A 15,247-nucleotide genomic window follows, 5' to 3' on the forward strand; every position below is an offset into this window, starting at 1 on the left:
TGCCCCGAATAAAAGATAATGAGGGGCATATGTTGCAAGAACAACAAGCAGAATGGTTTTCTAATCAAGTTGTTAGCTGGTATCAGCAGCATGGCCGTAAAGCGCTACCTTGGCAATTAAATAAAAGCCCCTACAAAACCTGGCTAAGTGAAGTTATGTTGCAACAAACTCAAGTTGCAACTGTGATCCCTTATTTTAATCGCTTTATTGAGCAGTATCCTACTGTTAGCGCATTGGCCGCTGCACCTTTAGACCATATTCTGCATTTATGGACAGGGCTTGGCTACTACGCGCGAGCACGCAACCTGCATAAAGCAGCAACTATGATAGTGCAGCAATACAATGGCGAGTTTCCAACAGAGTTTGAAGCGGTTTTAGCCTTGCCTGGTGTTGGCCGTTCCACTGCTGGCGCTATTTTATCGTTATCTTTACAACAGCATTGGCCTATTTTAGATGGTAATTGCAAACGCGTTTTAAGCCGTTTTGCTGCCATAGATGGCTGGCCTGGTATTAAAGCGGTAGAGCAGAAACTGTGGCAGTTAGCAGAGCAAGTTACACCAAAACAGCAAGCGGCTGCCTTTAACCAAGCAATGATGGACTTAGGTGCAACACTGTGTACTCGCTCTAAGCCGCGTTGTGTCGATTGCCCCGTAAAACTACATTGCCAAGCCGCCTTACGTGGTGAGCAAGCTTTATTTCCCGGTAAAAAGCCTAAGAAAACGCTACCTGAAAGGCAAAGTTTTTGGCTGCTACTAGAGCATAAGCAGCAAGTATTATTAACTCAGCGGCCAGCAGCTGGCTTATGGGGTGGGTTATATGGCTTTTTAGAGTTTGATTCTGCTGAGCAACGCCAGCAATATTGTCAGCTAAATGCACTTAGTATCATAAAATCTGAAGATTTACCGGCATTTCGCCATACCTTTAGCCACTTTCATTTATGGATCCAGCCGCAGCGGGTATTATTAGCGCAAAATCCCCTTAGTGTGCAGCAATCTGCAGCAACTTGGTTTACAATAGAGGCATTACCTACAGTGGGTTTATCGGCTCCGGCCAAACAGCTGTTTTTACAAATTTTACCTCAATCATCAACAACATCAGGATAATTCACATGAGTCGTACTGTTTTTTGTCACCACCTTAAAAAAGACGCCCCAGGTTTAGACTTTCAGCCCTATCCAGGTGAGTTAGGAAAGAAAATTTTTAATGAAATAAGTAAAGAAGCTTGGGCTAACTGGATGTCTAAGCAGGTTATGCTAATTAATGAAAATAAGCTAAACATGATGAATCAAGAACATAGAGCTTATTTAGAAAAACAAATGGAAGCATTCTTATTTCAAGGCGCTGATATTAAAATTGAAGGCTACAAACCAGTTGCTAAGTAGTGCAAGGCGCTAAGCTGGAATGTGTGTGATTAATAAATGTTTTTACTAAGGTTGTTATGGCGCGTCGCTTACCTCCGCTAAATGCTCTTAAAGCTTTTGAAACTGCTGCTCGTCACTTAAGTTTTACTAAAGCTGCAGACGAGATGTATGTCACTCAGGCAGCGATTAGCCATCAGATAAAAGCACTTGAAGAACATCTTGGCATAAAATTATTTATGCGTAAAAATCGTTCTTTGCTGTTAACTGAAGAAGGTCAGAGCTATTTTTTAGATGTAAAAGATATTTTTAGCCAACTTTATGAGTCGACTGAAAAACTGTTGGCGCGTGGGGCCAAAGGTTCATTAACAGTAAGTTTGCAGCCTAGCTTTGCTATTCAATGGTTAGTGCCCCGATTAAACCAGTTTGCCGAATTACACCCAGATATTGATGTTCGAATTAAAGCCGTAGACTTAGATGAAGGCTCATTAACCGATGATGTCGATATTGCTATATATTATGGCCGAGGCAATTGGCGTAACTTGCACTCAGATAAGTTACATCCTGAATATCTGTTACCTGTGTGTTCACCTTTATTATTAACTAGTGGTAAAAAGTTAACCGAGCCGGCAGATTTACGTCATCATAATTTATTGCATGATGGTTCACGCCAAGCTTGGAAAGCTTGGTTTACTAGCCAAGGTTTAAAACAGTTTAATGTAAATCAGGGGCCTATTTTTAGCCATTCATCTATGGTGTTACAAGCCGCCATTCATGGTCAGGGTGTTGCTTTGGCCCATAATGTACTGACTAGGCCTGACATTAACTCTGGGCGATTAATTGTTCCTTTTAACCATGTGTTAATTAGTAAAGATGCTTATTATCTTGTTTGTCGAGAAAGCCAATCTGAACTAGGTAAAATTGCCGCTTTTCGCCAGTGGATGATGGATATGGTTGAAGTAGAAAAAAACGCTTTTGCTGAGCAGCAGTTTACTAATGCCATCGCCGTTGATTAATAGCCCAAACCAAGCCAAAGCGAGGTTAATATTAGCTCATGGTGCTGGCGCCGGAGCTAACCACCTTGTGATGCAAAAGCTAGCAGACGCATTAGCAGCTCAAAAAATTGAAGTTGTTCGCTTTAACTTTGCTTATATGCAGCGGCAATTAACATTGGGCCGTAAATGTTTTCCTGATAAAATGCCGCTGTTACTCGAGTGCATGCAACAGCAAATTCAGCAGACTACTACCGATTTACCACTCTTTATTGGTGGAAAATCACTAGGTGGCCGAGTTGCCAGTTTATTAACGGAATTACCGAAGCAACAAGGTGTAGATAATCAACCTAAGGTTTTAGCGAGCTTTGCCTTTGGTTACCCGTTTCACCCACCAAAAAAACAGGTTTGGCGCACTGAGCATTTTGCTTGTTTGCAAAGGCCCTTGTATATATTCCAAGGTGAAAGGGATCCTTTTGGCACTAAGCAAGAATTGGCCGATAAGGCATGGCAAAACGTGAGTATTGACTGGTTGCCAGATGGCGATCACGATTTTAAACCCAGAAAATCCAGTGGCTATACTCAAGAACAATTGATTGTGTTAAGTGCTGCTTTATGTCGAGAGAAAATAGATGAAATACTTTTGGCAAATTAGTTATAGTTTAAGCGCTCTCTATGGCGCCGCTGTTGTTGGTTTTGCTGCGGCTTTAATGCACCTGTGGCAAAATGAGTTAACAGCCCAAGGGCTAGCAAGGGTGTTAAGCGCTTTAGCAATATTGGCTTTTCATAGCTTAGCGTTATTGGTTTTGAATATACAAGCCAGCCAAAATAAATTACGTCAATTAGTCGCATTATTGTGGCATCTAGGCCTATTTTGTTTTGTTTGGACATTGTTGGCAGGGGTATTTTCCTTGCCATTTTATTTTCCACAATTGGCGCCTATAGGTGGCCAGTTGCTTATAGTTGCTTGGCTATTATTAGCTGTTACGGCCTGGCAACGGAGTTAATATGAAACAATTATTATTATATTGTCGCGCTGGTTTTGAAAAAGAATGCGCTGCAGAAATTCAAGCGCAAGCAGCGAAATACGATGTATTTGGTTTTTGTAAGCTGACCGCAAATAGCGCCTATGTTATTTTTGAAGCCTATGATGCCGATGGCTTAGCAACATTTTACACTGAGTACGACTTTAATCAGTTTATATTTATCCGGCAGTGGTGCTTGTTGCAAGCCGATTTATTAAGCTTTGAGCCAACAGATCGAATAGCCGCCGTGCTTGATGCCGCATTAACGGCTGAATTAAGTGGTTTTGGTGAAGTTAGAGTAGAGTACCCGGATACAAATGATGGCAAAACCTTGTCTACTCTGGCTCGTAAACTTACCGTGCCATTACGCCAAGCGTTAAGAAAAGCGGGTGTATTATTAGCTAAAGAAAATAAACGGGCACCGGTATTACACTTATTGTTAATAAGCGGTCAGCAAGGCTACCTTGGTGTTTCTTATGCCGAAAATAACAGTCCATTAGAAAATGGCATTTTACGGCTTAAGTTCCCTAATGAAGCGCCAAGTCGCAGTACATTAAAATTAGAAGAAGCCTTTATTCAGTTTATTCCCAAGGCACAATGGGAAACCAGACTAGCAAGTGGCATGCGAGCTGTAGATTTAGGCGCTTGCCCAGGTGGTTGGACGTATCAACTTGTCCGCCGCTCTATGATGGTAACTGCAATAGATAACGGCCCTATGGCGCAATCATTAATGGATACCGGCCAAGTTAAACATTTAATGATTGATGGTTTTAAATTTGAGCCACAAAAGCAAAATGTTTATTGGCTAGTATGCGATATGATTGAACAGCCTAAGCGAGTGGCCGATAGAATTGCAGATTGGATTATTAATAAATGGTGCCAAGAAAGTATTTTTAATTTGAAGTTACCGATGAAAAAGCGCTATGAAACAGTGCAAGAAATCTTGGAAAGCTTTGAGCAACGCTTGCAAACAGCTGGCATTAAATACCAGTTACAAGTTAAGCACCTGTACCATGACCGAGAAGAAGTCACAGTACATGTGCGTAATTTAGTGATGCGCTAACAAACAGCCAATTAAAATGAGTTAGTTGCTGTTAGTGCCAGTTTTAGCCATACCATGCGATGATCTGAACTGGCATTGCGCGAGCTAACTAAGTGATAGTTGGCTTCATCTTTAGCGGGCCAAAATACACCACTTTGTTTAACCTTAAAACCAAACTTTGATGGTATTACATAATCAGCTCGCATTCGCCAAGCCGCAGTATGAAAGGCGGCTACGGGATTATCAGGAGTATGCTCTGCGCCACCTTTGCTTCTTGGCGGTAAGCTATTATTTACTTTGTCATGATTAACTAAGTTGCATATAGCGCAATGTAGCGCATTACCTTCTTTGTCAGCAGAAGCATTCTGATCGCCCATAATAACAAAGCGAACAGCCTCTTCTAGCCCACCTTTTTTACCGTTATCATCATAAATATAATCAGCTTTATTCTCACTTATGTAATCAAGCCAAAAACGAATTTCATCATGGTTTCTATTGGCGTTACGTTTTTCAGGACCATCAAAAGCAGGTGGTGTAGGGTGACTCATTAATACCCGTACGGTTTCACCCGCAATAGTAAGAGGAATATCCCAGTGGCTTTTCGACGAAAGCGGAAACTTCTGCCAAGCGGCTTTACTATACCAAGGGCTACCATCTGCTTTTTTCGTTGCAATAAAGTTAGGCATATCTCGCCACTTAAAATGCTGGAAGGTGCGTATATTGGCTTTATCTATGGGGTATTTAGATAACAATACCATGCCATATTGACCAGGATAAAAGCCAAAGCCCCAAGCATCGGCGCCAATATCCGTTGCTTTACCATCATTATTTAAATCAAAGGAGCTAGGCTGGCCAGTATTAACGGTATTGTAGTAAAAATAGGGGTAATCAATGGCTTTAGCTGCACCTTGCGGCTGATTTAAATAGTGCCTAATAAAAGCTTGAATGCCTTGGTTAGGTTCTGCAATATAATCAAATTCGTTTAGCACTAAGACATCCGGTCGCACTAGCTGAATAATATGGGCGATATTTTTAATTTGACTATGTTTATTATCCTTTAGCAAACCGGCTAAAACCGTGCTATCACCTGTTTCTCCCCTAGGTAAATAATTCTGGGCTTCCATGCTGACATTAAAAGTAGCAAAGGTCACGTCAGTGGCAAACGAGGGCATAGAAACTCCAATAAATAACAAAACAGGGCTGCACAGAAACAAAAAAAGACGAGTGAGTAAGTGATAAATAGTATTCATGGTTCATCATTTTAGCTAAAAGAAGCTCATAGTAAGGTGCTAATAAGATTAAAACTAGTGCGAGTTGACAGAAATTAATCTAGTTGTTTTTTTGTACTATGCTTATTTGCAAAGTACGCAAATAAGCAAGTATATGTTAAACTCAATTTTGGCACTGGTTTGACCTCGCAAGGTAAAAAAAAGCCATTGATTTTTTAAAATAAATCGCGCCTGAGTAACATAATTGTAATTAAATTTTGTTAATTTTATGGCTTAAATAATTTATATCAGTTTTTAATTGCGTTTAAAAATACCAACAACTACCTGGTGAAAAAAATATGAAAGTTAAACATTTAGCATTGGCAGTGACTTTAGCACTTGGAGTACCTAGCTTAGCGATGGCGGATGACGTTTCTTCTTCTATTCGCGGTAATATTGTTACCTCAGCGGGCCAAGTGGCACCTAATGCCAGAATTGAAATATTACACGTTCCTACTGGTACGCGTAATGTTGCAGTTTCTAATAACTCTGGTTCATTCTCTAGTACGGGTTTACGTGTAGGCGGTCCTTATACAATTACAATTACTAGTGATAAAGGTGCTAAAACCTACAATAATGTTTTCTTATCACTTGGTGAGGCGTTGCGTTTAAATGCAGAATTAGAGCCAGTAGAGCAAGTTGAGCGCATCTCGGTGACAGGTAGCTCTTTAGTTTTAAGTAATAATACCGGTAGTAGTAGTTATTTTGGTGCAGGAGCTATCGAAAATGCGCCTACATTCAATCGTGACTTAAAAGAAGTTGCACGTATGAATCCGTACGCCAATATGCTACCTGGAGATGGTGCCCCGTTAAGTATTGGTGGTGTAAACCCTAAGTTTAATAGTGTATCTATTGATGGCGTTGGCGTTAATGATGACTTTGGCTTAAATAGTAATGGTTATCCAACACAAAGCTCTCCTGTTTCAATTGATGCTATTGATCAAATTGCTGTTGATGTTGCCCCATTTGATGCCAGCGAAGGTGGTTATTCAGGTGGACGAATTAATGCGGTTACAAAATCAGGTACCAATGAATTACACGGCTCTTTGACTTATGAAAGAATGTCAGACTCTTGGGCCGGCACACCGAAGAATCCTAACACCGGCAGAGATGTTGAGTTAGATTATGAGCGTGATACTTATAGCCTAACTTTGGGTGGCCCAATAGTTAAAGATGAATTATTTTTCTTTTTAGCTTATGAAAAATCTACACAGCCAAGTAGTGTTGAGTATGGCCCAGCAGGTGCAGGTGCCCCAACAGATAGCTTAGTAACACAAGCTGAATATGATCGTATTAAGCAAATTGCCAGTCAAGTGTATGGTATTGATGCTGGAGAGTGGAACTCATCTCCTGATACAGAAGATAAAAACTTATTAGTTAAATTAGATTGGAATATCAATGATGAACATCGTGCCGCTTTTACCTACAACTTAACAGAAGGTAATAACGTACGTAATCAAAGCAGTGATGCTTACACACTACAACTAGATACTAACTGGTATAACTATCAGCAAGATATGTCTTTGTATAAGTTTTCATTATTCTCTGATTGGAGCTTAGACTTATCGAGTGAGTTGTACTTTAGCTATAAAGAAATAGATACAATTTCGGGTTTAAAAACCAAACAGTTCGGTGATATTAGTGTTCGTATTCCTAATGGATCTGAGGGCACTGTAAATTTTGGTCCTGACTATAACCGTCATGCCAATGAACTTAGCAACCAAGATATGAAAATTGGTGCTAAATTTACTTATTTAACTGGTGACCACCAAATTAAATTTGGTGGTGAGTATAATAAGTTAGATATTTTCAATATCTTTGTTCGTAACTCTTTAGGCTCATGGAACTTTAGCTCAATAGAAGATTTTGAAAACCGTATTGCTAGCAGCCTAGAATATGAGAATGCCTATACTAACAATGTTAGAGATGCGGGCGCTGAATTTAGCTTAAGTACGATGAACGCTTATATTCAAGATAACTGGTACGTGAGTAATGATGTTGAAGTAGGTTTAGGCTTACGTTACGAGCGCTATATAGTAAGTGATAAACCAACCTTGAATGAAAACTTTTTACGTCGTTATGGTTATAGTAACCAAGAAAACCTAGATGGCTTAGATATCGTTCTTCCGCGTGTAGATGTTAAATGGTTAGCTACAGATGACCTTACTGTGCGTGGTGGTTTTGGTCGCTTCTCTGGTGGTAAACCAAATGTATGGATCTCTAACTCTTTTTCTAACGATGGTTACACCTTAGTTCAATTCGACAGAAATTCAGTTGCGGCAAGCGACTACCTAGAAAATGTTGATATCACATCAGTGCCTGACGCTGTTAAGAACTCTCTAGTTGCAGGTGATGGCGATACAAATAGCATAGATCCAAACTTTAAAATGCCTTCAGATTGGATAGCGCGTATCGGTGTTGACTATCTTATCGATATCCCAGTACTAGGCGATAACTTCGGCTGGAGTGCTGAGGTTATGCGTAAATGGATGACAGATAACAGCCAATGGAAAGATATTTCACGTTGTGTTAGTGGCCAAACAGCCGCAGGCGTTAATATATATCGCCCTTGTGATCCAACAGCACCACGTGATCATTATGACATTATGCTGACGAATGAAAGTAAAAATGGTAAAGCCTGGATCTGGAATACCTCTTTAGCTAAGAACTGGGATAATGGTATTAGCTTTTATGCAAGTTATACCAATCAAAATATTGAAGAAGGTACACCAGGTACTTCGTCTACTGCATCGTCAAACTATAAGTACAACATTGTTAAAGATCGTAACATTGAAGAAATTGGTACCGCTGACTATGAAGTTGAACACAGCTTAAAAATTACCTTAGGCTACACGCACGAAATTTTTGAAGGCTACGACTCTAAGTTTAACTTGTTCTTCCAACGTCGTTCAGGTAACCACTTTAGCTATGTTATGGGCTTATACCGCGATGGAGACTTCGGTGACCAAGACGGTTCAGCACGTTTAAACCGTTCAAGCGGCTACTTAGCTTATATCCCTACAGGCCCTAACGATCCTAACTATAGCCCTGAAAGTACCATTGCTTTTGAAGATTTAATGGCAAATATTAAAGCAGCAGGTTTAGAAGGTTATGCAGGTGGTTTTGCGCCAAAAGGTTCTGGTACATCACCTTGGATCACTACGTTAGATTTCCAATTCCAACAAGATTTACCAGGGTTCTATGAAGGGCATAAAGGGACTTTCTATTTCACAGTAAATAACTTACTTAACTTAATTGATAGTAGTAAAGGTCAAGTAAGACGTGAGCAGTTCTCTAATAAAACCTTAGTAGACTTCGGTGGTTTAGACAGTGAAGGCCGTTATATATACGAAGCACCATTTGGCGGCTTTGATGGCAACACGGGTTCAAGGTTTGAAGCTGAAGAATCTACATGGCGTTTAAAAATGGGGCTTAAATATCGCTTCTAATTTAAATGTGCATTAAGAATCTAATGCCCGTGTGATGCGGGCATTTTTTATGTTTATATGAGTCAAAATTGGCGATAATTAACAGCTAATTTAAAGCAGCGTGGATTTTACGTGGGTAAACACACTATTATTGCTATTGCTGGTGCCTCAGCATCAGGAAAAAGCCTTTTTGCTTCAACTGTTTATCAAGAGCTAGTTGCAGAGCTAGGGGATAAGCGGATCGCTATTTTATCTGAAGATGCCTATTATCGTGATCAAAGTCACTTATCTTTAGAGCAGCGTATACTAACTAACTATGATCATCCCAGTGCTTTTGAGCACCAATTATTAGCAAGTCATTTATTAGCTTTACGAAACAATGAAGCTATTCGGATGCCGCAATATAGTTATACTCAACATACTCGAACTGAAGAAACCATTTTAGTTCAACCGGCTAAAGTGATATTAGTAGAAGGAATTCTACTATTAACGGATGAACACTTACGAAGCCAATTTGATATTTCGGTATTTATGGATACACCGCTAGATGTTTGTTTATTAAGGCGGATGAAACGTGATCTTGAAGAGCGTGGTCGCAGTATTAGCTCTGTTGCAGAGCAGTATGAAAATACAGTGCGTCCGGCTTTTTTTGAGTTTATAGCACCGTCAAAACAATATGCCGATCTCGTTGTTACTCGTGGTGGTAAAAACCAAATTGCTATTGATATTATAAAAACAAAAATCCGCCAGCTGCTTGCGGAAAAATAATCAGGATTTAATTTATGATGGGTCTAGTCGGTATTGTTGTCTTGTTGCTTACCGCGTATGCAGCTTCTGCACACCGTAGCAGAATTAATTGGCGTACTGTGGGGGGAGCTTTTGCTATCCAGATACTCATAGGCGCTTTTGTACTTTATGTTCCTTTTGGCCAAGATGTTTTATTTAGTATTTCTACTTTTGTTGCAGATGTAATTAGCTATGCAACGGATGGTATTGAGTTTCTTTTTGGTGATATAGGCCGTAAGTCGCAAGGCTTTATTTTTGCGGTGCATGTATTAACCATTATTATCTTTTTCTCGTCATTAATCGCTGTGTTATACCATATTGGTGTTATGACTTGGGTTATTCGTATTATTGGCGGAGGTTTGCAAAAGTTATTAGGAACTAGCCGCCCTGAGTCTATGTCTGCAGCTGCTAATATTTTTGTTGGTCAAACAGAAGCGCCGCTTATAGTTCGGCCATTTATTCCAACGATGACTCGCTCTGAGCTTTTTGCCGTTATGGTAGGTGGTTTGGCTTCTGTTGCTGGTTCTGTTTTAGCGGGGTATGCCGGCTTAGGCATCGAGTTAAAATACTTAATTGCTGCCAGCTTTATGGCTGCCCCTGGCGGTTTTCTAATGGCAAAGCTTATTCTGCCAGAAACAGAACAGACCAAGAATGAGCTGGCTGAAATCCAAGCTGCTAGTGAACATACTAATTTAATTGATGCTGCCGCTGCGGGGGCATCAAGCGGTATGCAACTAGCACTTAACGTAGGCGCTATGTTATTGGCATTTATTGGCTTAATTGCCTTAGTTAATGGCGCTATAGGCGGTATTGCTGGCTGGTTTGGCGTGGAAAATTTAACCTTACAAGTTATTTTTGGTTATGTATTTCAGCCCTTAGCCTTTATTTTAGGTGTCTCTTGGGAGGAGGCGCGAATGGCGGGTAGTTTTATTGGCCAGAAATTAGTGATAAATGAATTTGTCGCTTACTTAGATTTTATGCAAGTGAAAGAGCAGTTAAGTGCCCATACTCAAGTTATAGTTACTATAGCTTTATGTGGTTTTGCTAACTTCTCCTCAATTGCTATTTTATTAGGTGGCTTGGGCGGTATGGCTCCAAGTCGTCGAACTGATATTGCCGAGTTAGGCTTAAAAGCTTTACTTGCGGCAACATTAGCAAACTTGATGAGCGCTGCAATAGCAGGGGTCTTCTTTACTTTAGGCTAGGCTTTATAAGCCAAAAAACAGGTCTTTTATATGACACAGCAAGTTCCAACGTTAGATATAAGACGGTTTGCCACCGACAAAGATAACTTTGTTGCCGAAATTGGCAAGGCTTACACTGAATTTGGATTTTGTGGCATCAGTGGTCACGATATTTCCGATCAGGTAGTTGATAACACTTATGATGCAATAAAACGCTTTTTTGCATTACCGGCAGAGTTGAAAGCTAATTATCACCAAGCAGGTAAGGGCGGGGCGCGTGGTTATACCGCTATTGGGGTTGAAAAAGCCAAAGATAGTCAGCATCCAGACTTAAAAGAGTTTTATCATATTGGTCGTGAATATGATGGGGCGGCACCGCACCCAAGTTTATATCCAAATATTTGGCCCGCTGAGGTAGTCGGTTTTAAAGAAGCTACTTATACTTTATTTAGCAAGCTTGAACAGCTAGGTCATACGGTACTAGAGGCGTTAGCCTTATACTTAGGCCAAGATCAGCAGTATTTTGCAGACAAAGTAAATTATGGTAATTCAATTTTAAGGCCTATCCACTATCCGCCAATTACCGATACTAGTACGCAATCTATTCGTGCTGGGCAACATGAAGATATTAACTTAATTACCCTTTTAGTAGGCTCAAACGAAGCTGGCTTAGAAATTTTGCGCCGCGATGGTAGCTGGTTACCGGTAACAACTATCGAAGGCACTATCGTGGTTAATATCGGTGATATGTTGCAGCGTTTAACTAATCATGTTTTACCTTCAACTACCCATAGAGTCGTCAATCCTGCTGGTGCAGCAGCAGGTGAGCCGCGTTATTCAATTCCGTTTTTTATGCATCCTAATCCTGATTTTGTTATTGAAACATTAAGCAGCTGTATTAGTGCACAGAACCCTAATCGCTATCCTGAGCCTATTAGCTCTAATGACTATTTAATGCAGCGACTAGAAGAAATAGGATTGCTAAAAAAAGGTTGATTGTAAAAAATAGATAGAAAAAACGGCTATATAGCCGTTTTTTTGTTTCTGCAAACTAGCTTAACGCTTAAGCTCTATACGACGGATAAAATCTTCTACAATTATATCGTACAGTTTATTACCTAAATGTAAGTCTTCTACACCATCATCTATATTAGGGTTGTCGTTAACCTCAATCACATAGACTTTATCACCGTCTTGTTTTACATCAACCCCGTATAAACTATCACCTATAGGTGCACAGGCTTTAATGGCTGCTTGTAAAACATGAGCAGGAACTTCATTTACAGCACAAGTCGTAAAACCGCCACTTTGTGTTTTAGTTTTCCCGTGCATATAAATCTGCCAATGATTACGAGCCATAAAATATTTACAGGCAAAGATCGCTTGGCCATTTAAAACGCCAATGCGCCAATCGTATTGAGTAAATGTATAGCGCTGGGCTAAAATTATAGAGCTTTGGTTAAATAGCTCTGTTAGTTGTGTTTTAAAATCAGTTAAGGTTTTTACTTTAACAACACCGCGGGAAAAACTGCCATCAGGTATTTTCAATACTAAGGGTAAACCTAACGCATCAACTGCCCGAGCTAAGTTATCTTCATCATGTTTAAAAAGCATTACGCCATCTGGCATAGGCACCTTATGCTGTTCAAATAAAGTATGTAAATAGACCTTATTGCCACAACGTAAAATGGAATTAGGATCATCAATAACCGCTAAACCTTCCCGTTCAGCTTTTTGTGCCATATAGAAGGTATGGTGATTCACTGCTGTGGTTTCACGAATAAATAATCCATCAAACTCTGCTAAGCGATGAATATCTTTAGCGCCAATATGCTCGATATCCATAGCGGCTTTTTTGGCTGCTTTAGCAAAAAGCTCTAAAGACTTCGGCGTGCAGGGGGGAAACTGTTCATTGGGATCAACTAATACTGCAACATCATATTTAAATTTACGATTAACCGGCTCAACCCGCCAAATTTTATGGCTATATTTTTCAAGGGTTGTCGCAAAACGGTTTTGCTCTGATTCGGAAAGCTTATGGACACTGCCAATTTTTAGAGTTTTAACTTGCCAATGTTGTTTTTTCTGTAGTTCTACAGTCAGTATGGGCACAGTAAAGGCATCAAACAGATAAGTGGCCACTTTTTTCAGGGCTTTAAATTCAGTTTCGCCAAAGTAAATATTGAAGCTTAACTGGTTGGCATTTTCATTTGCTAGGGCTTTATTCAATTGTTGTAAAATAGCGCTAGGAATATCTCCACTAATATCAGCTATTTCTTGACGGTTAAATTTATTAAAAGCACGAACGGAAGGAATAACATTATGGCCACGAGCTTCTGCTAATAAAGAACAATAATAACCGCTACCTAGATACTGTGCTTGACGGCACAAGTTAATTACACGAATACGCTGCTTATTTTTTACCGACCACTTTAAGTAATCAGGTAAAGTCATAACGCCATCGAATTGAAAAAAGGGGGCCCAATCTTGAGTCTTATCAACAACGATAATAAGTTTAGCCATAAATGCTCCAGTAGTTTTACTCAGCTTGCCTAAATCCTAACCAAAAGAACAGTAAAATAATTTTCACTACATCAGTAAAATTACTCACTGGCTTTTTGGCTTAAATACTGTTGTTATCTTAAGCTTAGAGTTAAACCACACTTAGGTAAAATACCAAGATGCTGTCAGCTTCAGCGAGTAATGAAAATATAGTCATCCGCCTTGCAAAAGAGCAAGATGCACAAGCACTCTTTGAAATTGAGCAGCAATGCTTTACCAGCGATCAGATTAGCTTGCGTAGCTTTAAACGCTTTATTCCAGACCCAAGGAATGACTTAATCCTGTTAGAGAAAAACGGGCAAATTGCCGGCTACTTTTTAATTCTCTATAGGGCAGCAACAAGCTTAGCTCGGTTATATTCTATAGCTGTAAATCCAGCATTTCGTAAACAGGGCTTAGCTGAAATACTTATGCAACATGCAGAGCAAGCTGCGGCGAAGCGATTTTGTGTTTTATTACGATTAGAAGTTAGGCCAGATAATAAGGCAGCAATAACCTTATATAGGAAGTTAGGGTATAGCGACTTTGCAATTAAACATGACTTTTATGAAGATCATGCCGATGCAATTTGTATGCAAAAACAAGTAATCCAATTTGATACAACAACAGTTACAAGACAAGTTCCTTATATCGCGCAAACCACACCTTTTACATGTGGACCAGCCTGCTTATTAATGGTGTTTAATTATTTCCAGCCAAATCAATATAACCCTGAACATCAAGAAATTGATATTTGGCGAGAAGCAACAACCATTTTTATGACATCAGGCCACGGCGGTTGTGGACCCAGAGGCTTAGCCTTAGCAGCATGGCAACGTGGCTTTAATGCCGAAGTCTACATCAATAAAGATGGGCCACTATTTACCGACTCAGTACGCAGTGAAGCAAAAAAATCAGTATTACAAAGAGTCCATGAGCGTTTTAAGCAAAAGATGGAACAATTAAACTTAGTGGTACACCACACCGAGCTGACATTAAATATGATCAAACAGCAATTAGAGGATGGCAAACTATTAGTGGTGCTTGTTAGCACCTGGCAGTTTGATAAAAGCAAAGCGCCACATTGGGTAGTTATCTGTGCAGTAGACGAACACTTTGTCTATATTAATGATCCAGATATAGATGATATCCCTTGGCTCTCAACCACAGAGCGACAATATATCCCCATAGAACAAAAAGTATTTATGCGAGCATTTAGCTATGGCAAACATCGATTAAAAGCTGCAATAGCAATAAACCCAAGTTAATTTGCTAGAAATACCCCATATTTGCTGCAATAAAAAGCAGATCGCTCAAACTTTATGCGAACGAAGCGAAGTTTGTCATTTTTCTGTAATAACCGCTTGCGCATCAATTAAAACGCTCTATAATGCGCGCCATGCCAACGGGGATACGCAGTAAGGTAGCTCGGTAGGGTTTAGAAAGTGAGTCAACATTCTTTTAAAAAGACGCTTGACACACAGAGTTAAATCTCTAAAATGGCGCCCTTCGCTTCGAAGCTGGTTTAAACGGCTCGAAACGGGAAAATAAGTCAGGTGTGATAATGGCTTTTACGCTAACCAGGTTAGCAAAAAAGAATCATTAACAGGCTTGACTTAAAAAA

At 39.9% G+C, this 15,247-nt stretch carries 13 protein-coding genes; 11 read left to right on the forward strand and 2 right to left on the reverse strand.

Annotation, left to right across the window (positions count from 1 at the left end; translation table 11 throughout):
* The first annotated feature begins 29 nt into the window (after window positions 1-29).
* The 6 genes from mutY to rlmM are packed head-to-tail and all read left to right on the forward strand — an operon-like array spanning window position 30 to window position 4,437.
* A complete protein-coding gene (gene mutY, locus ACRCA4_RS03745) occupies window positions 30-1,103 on the forward strand; it encodes an A/G-specific adenine glycosylase (RefSeq protein ID WP_433184338.1) in 1,074 nt (357 codons plus the stop codon).
* Between the two features lie 5 nt (window positions 1,104-1,108).
* A complete protein-coding gene (locus tag ACRCA4_RS03750; protein ID WP_433184341.1) occupies window positions 1,109-1,381 on the forward strand; it encodes an oxidative damage protection protein in 273 nt (90 codons plus the stop codon).
* A 56-nt stretch (window positions 1,382-1,437) separates the two neighbouring features.
* Window positions 1,438-2,373: a transcriptional regulator GcvA gene (locus ACRCA4_RS03755; protein WP_433184344.1), complete on the forward strand. Its 936-nt coding sequence runs from the start codon at window positions 1,438-1,440 to the stop codon at window positions 2,371-2,373.
* The gene (locus ACRCA4_RS03760) at window positions 2,354-3,004 is read left to right on the forward strand and encodes an alpha/beta family hydrolase (protein ID WP_433184347.1); all 651 of its coding nucleotides are present in this window, start codon (window positions 2,354-2,356) and stop codon (window positions 3,002-3,004) included. The genes ACRCA4_RS03755 and ACRCA4_RS03760 overlap by 20 nt, the downstream gene beginning before the upstream one ends.
* Window positions 2,982-3,356: a DUF423 domain-containing protein gene (locus ACRCA4_RS03765; protein ID WP_433184350.1), complete on the forward strand. Its 375-nt coding sequence runs from the start codon at window positions 2,982-2,984 to the stop codon at window positions 3,354-3,356. Before ACRCA4_RS03760 ends, ACRCA4_RS03765 begins: the two co-directional genes overlap by 23 nt.
* A 1-nt stretch (window position 3,357) precedes the next feature.
* Complete coding sequence (rlmM, locus tag ACRCA4_RS03770) at window positions 3,358-4,437, forward strand: 23S rRNA (cytidine(2498)-2'-O)-methyltransferase RlmM (protein ID WP_433184352.1); 1,080 nt, start codon at window positions 3,358-3,360, stop codon at window positions 4,435-4,437.
* A gap of 11 nt (window positions 4,438-4,448) precedes the next feature.
* Here rlmM and ACRCA4_RS03775 read toward each other — a convergent pair whose 3' ends face one another.
* Window positions 4,449-5,588: an endonuclease/exonuclease/phosphatase family protein gene (locus ACRCA4_RS03775; RefSeq protein WP_433184355.1), complete on the reverse strand. Its 1,140-nt coding sequence runs from the start codon at window positions 5,586-5,588 to the stop codon at window positions 4,449-4,451.
* Window positions 5,589-5,983: 395 nt separating this feature from the next.
* Here ACRCA4_RS03775 and ACRCA4_RS03780 point away from each other — a divergent pair, with 395 nt between their 5' ends.
* The 4 genes from ACRCA4_RS03780 to ACRCA4_RS03795 all read left to right on the forward strand — a co-directional run bounded on the left by ACRCA4_RS03780 (window position 5,984) and on the right by ACRCA4_RS03795 (window position 12,078).
* Window positions 5,984-9,133 carry a TonB-dependent receptor gene (locus ACRCA4_RS03780; protein WP_433184358.1) on the forward strand — a complete coding sequence of 1,050 codons (3,150 nt, stop codon included), beginning with the start codon at window positions 5,984-5,986 and terminating at the stop codon, window positions 9,131-9,133.
* Window positions 9,134-9,244: 111 nt separating this feature from the next.
* A complete protein-coding gene (gene udk, locus ACRCA4_RS03785; protein WP_433184360.1) occupies window positions 9,245-9,880 on the forward strand; it encodes a uridine kinase in 636 nt (211 codons plus the stop codon).
* A 14-nt stretch (window positions 9,881-9,894) separates the two neighbouring features.
* Complete coding sequence (locus ACRCA4_RS03790) at window positions 9,895-11,103, forward strand: NupC/NupG family nucleoside CNT transporter (protein ID WP_433184363.1); 1,209 nt, start codon at window positions 9,895-9,897, stop codon at window positions 11,101-11,103.
* Between the two features lie 30 nt (window positions 11,104-11,133).
* Window positions 11,134-12,078 carry an isopenicillin N synthase family dioxygenase gene (locus tag ACRCA4_RS03795; protein WP_433184366.1) on the forward strand — a complete coding sequence of 315 codons (945 nt, stop codon included), beginning with the start codon at window positions 11,134-11,136 and terminating at the stop codon, window positions 12,076-12,078.
* Window positions 12,079-12,138: 60 nt separating this feature from the next.
* Here the strand turns inward: ACRCA4_RS03795 and ACRCA4_RS03800 are convergent, their stop codons facing one another.
* Entirely contained in the window at window positions 12,139-13,605 is a 1,467-nt protein-coding gene (locus tag ACRCA4_RS03800; protein WP_433184369.1) for a RimK family protein, read from the reverse strand.
* 158 nt (window positions 13,606-13,763) lie between these two features.
* Between ACRCA4_RS03800 and rimI the strand changes: the two genes are divergently transcribed.
* Window positions 13,764-14,891 carry a ribosomal protein S18-alanine N-acetyltransferase gene (gene rimI / locus ACRCA4_RS03805; protein WP_433184372.1) on the forward strand — a complete coding sequence of 376 codons (1,128 nt, stop codon included), beginning with the start codon at window positions 13,764-13,766 and terminating at the stop codon, window positions 14,889-14,891.
* Window positions 14,892-15,247: the final 356 nt, after the last annotated feature.

It is taken from the genome of Rheinheimera sp. WS51, from assembly GCF_050936095.1.
GTDB lineage: Bacteria > Pseudomonadota > Gammaproteobacteria > Enterobacterales > Alteromonadaceae > Alishewanella.

What these genes read in the sequence shown, in the direction of transcription:
- mutY (WP_433184338.1), top strand. Translation starts at nt 30, where the DNA reads ATGTTGCAAGAACAACAAGCAGAATGGTTTTCTAATCAAGTTGTTAGC.
- ACRCA4_RS03750 (WP_433184341.1), top strand. Translation starts at nt 1,109, where the DNA reads ATGAGTCGTACTGTTTTTTGTCACCACCTTAAAAAAGACGCCCCAGGT.
- ACRCA4_RS03755 (WP_433184344.1), top strand. Translation starts at nt 1,438, where the DNA reads ATGGCGCGTCGCTTACCTCCGCTAAATGCTCTTAAAGCTTTTGAAACT.
- ACRCA4_RS03760 (WP_433184347.1), top strand. Translation starts at nt 2,354, where the DNA reads ATGCCATCGCCGTTGATTAATAGCCCAAACCAAGCCAAAGCGAGGTTA.
- ACRCA4_RS03765 (WP_433184350.1), top strand. Translation starts at nt 2,982, where the DNA reads ATGAAATACTTTTGGCAAATTAGTTATAGTTTAAGCGCTCTCTATGGC.
- rlmM (WP_433184352.1), top strand. Translation starts at nt 3,358, where the DNA reads ATGAAACAATTATTATTATATTGTCGCGCTGGTTTTGAAAAAGAATGC.
- ACRCA4_RS03775 (WP_433184355.1), bottom strand. Translation starts at nt 5,588, where the DNA reads ATGCCCTCGTTTGCCACTGACGTGACCTTTGCTACTTTTAATGTCAGC.
- ACRCA4_RS03780 (WP_433184358.1), top strand. Translation starts at nt 5,984, where the DNA reads ATGAAAGTTAAACATTTAGCATTGGCAGTGACTTTAGCACTTGGAGTA.
- ACRCA4_RS03790 (WP_433184363.1), top strand. Translation starts at nt 9,895, where the DNA reads ATGATGGGTCTAGTCGGTATTGTTGTCTTGTTGCTTACCGCGTATGCA.
- ACRCA4_RS03795 (WP_433184366.1), top strand. Translation starts at nt 11,134, where the DNA reads ATGACACAGCAAGTTCCAACGTTAGATATAAGACGGTTTGCCACCGAC.
- ACRCA4_RS03800 (WP_433184369.1), bottom strand. Translation starts at nt 13,605, where the DNA reads ATGGCTAAACTTATTATCGTTGTTGATAAGACTCAAGATTGGGCCCCC.
- rimI (WP_433184372.1), top strand. Translation starts at nt 13,764, where the DNA reads ATGCTGTCAGCTTCAGCGAGTAATGAAAATATAGTCATCCGCCTTGCA.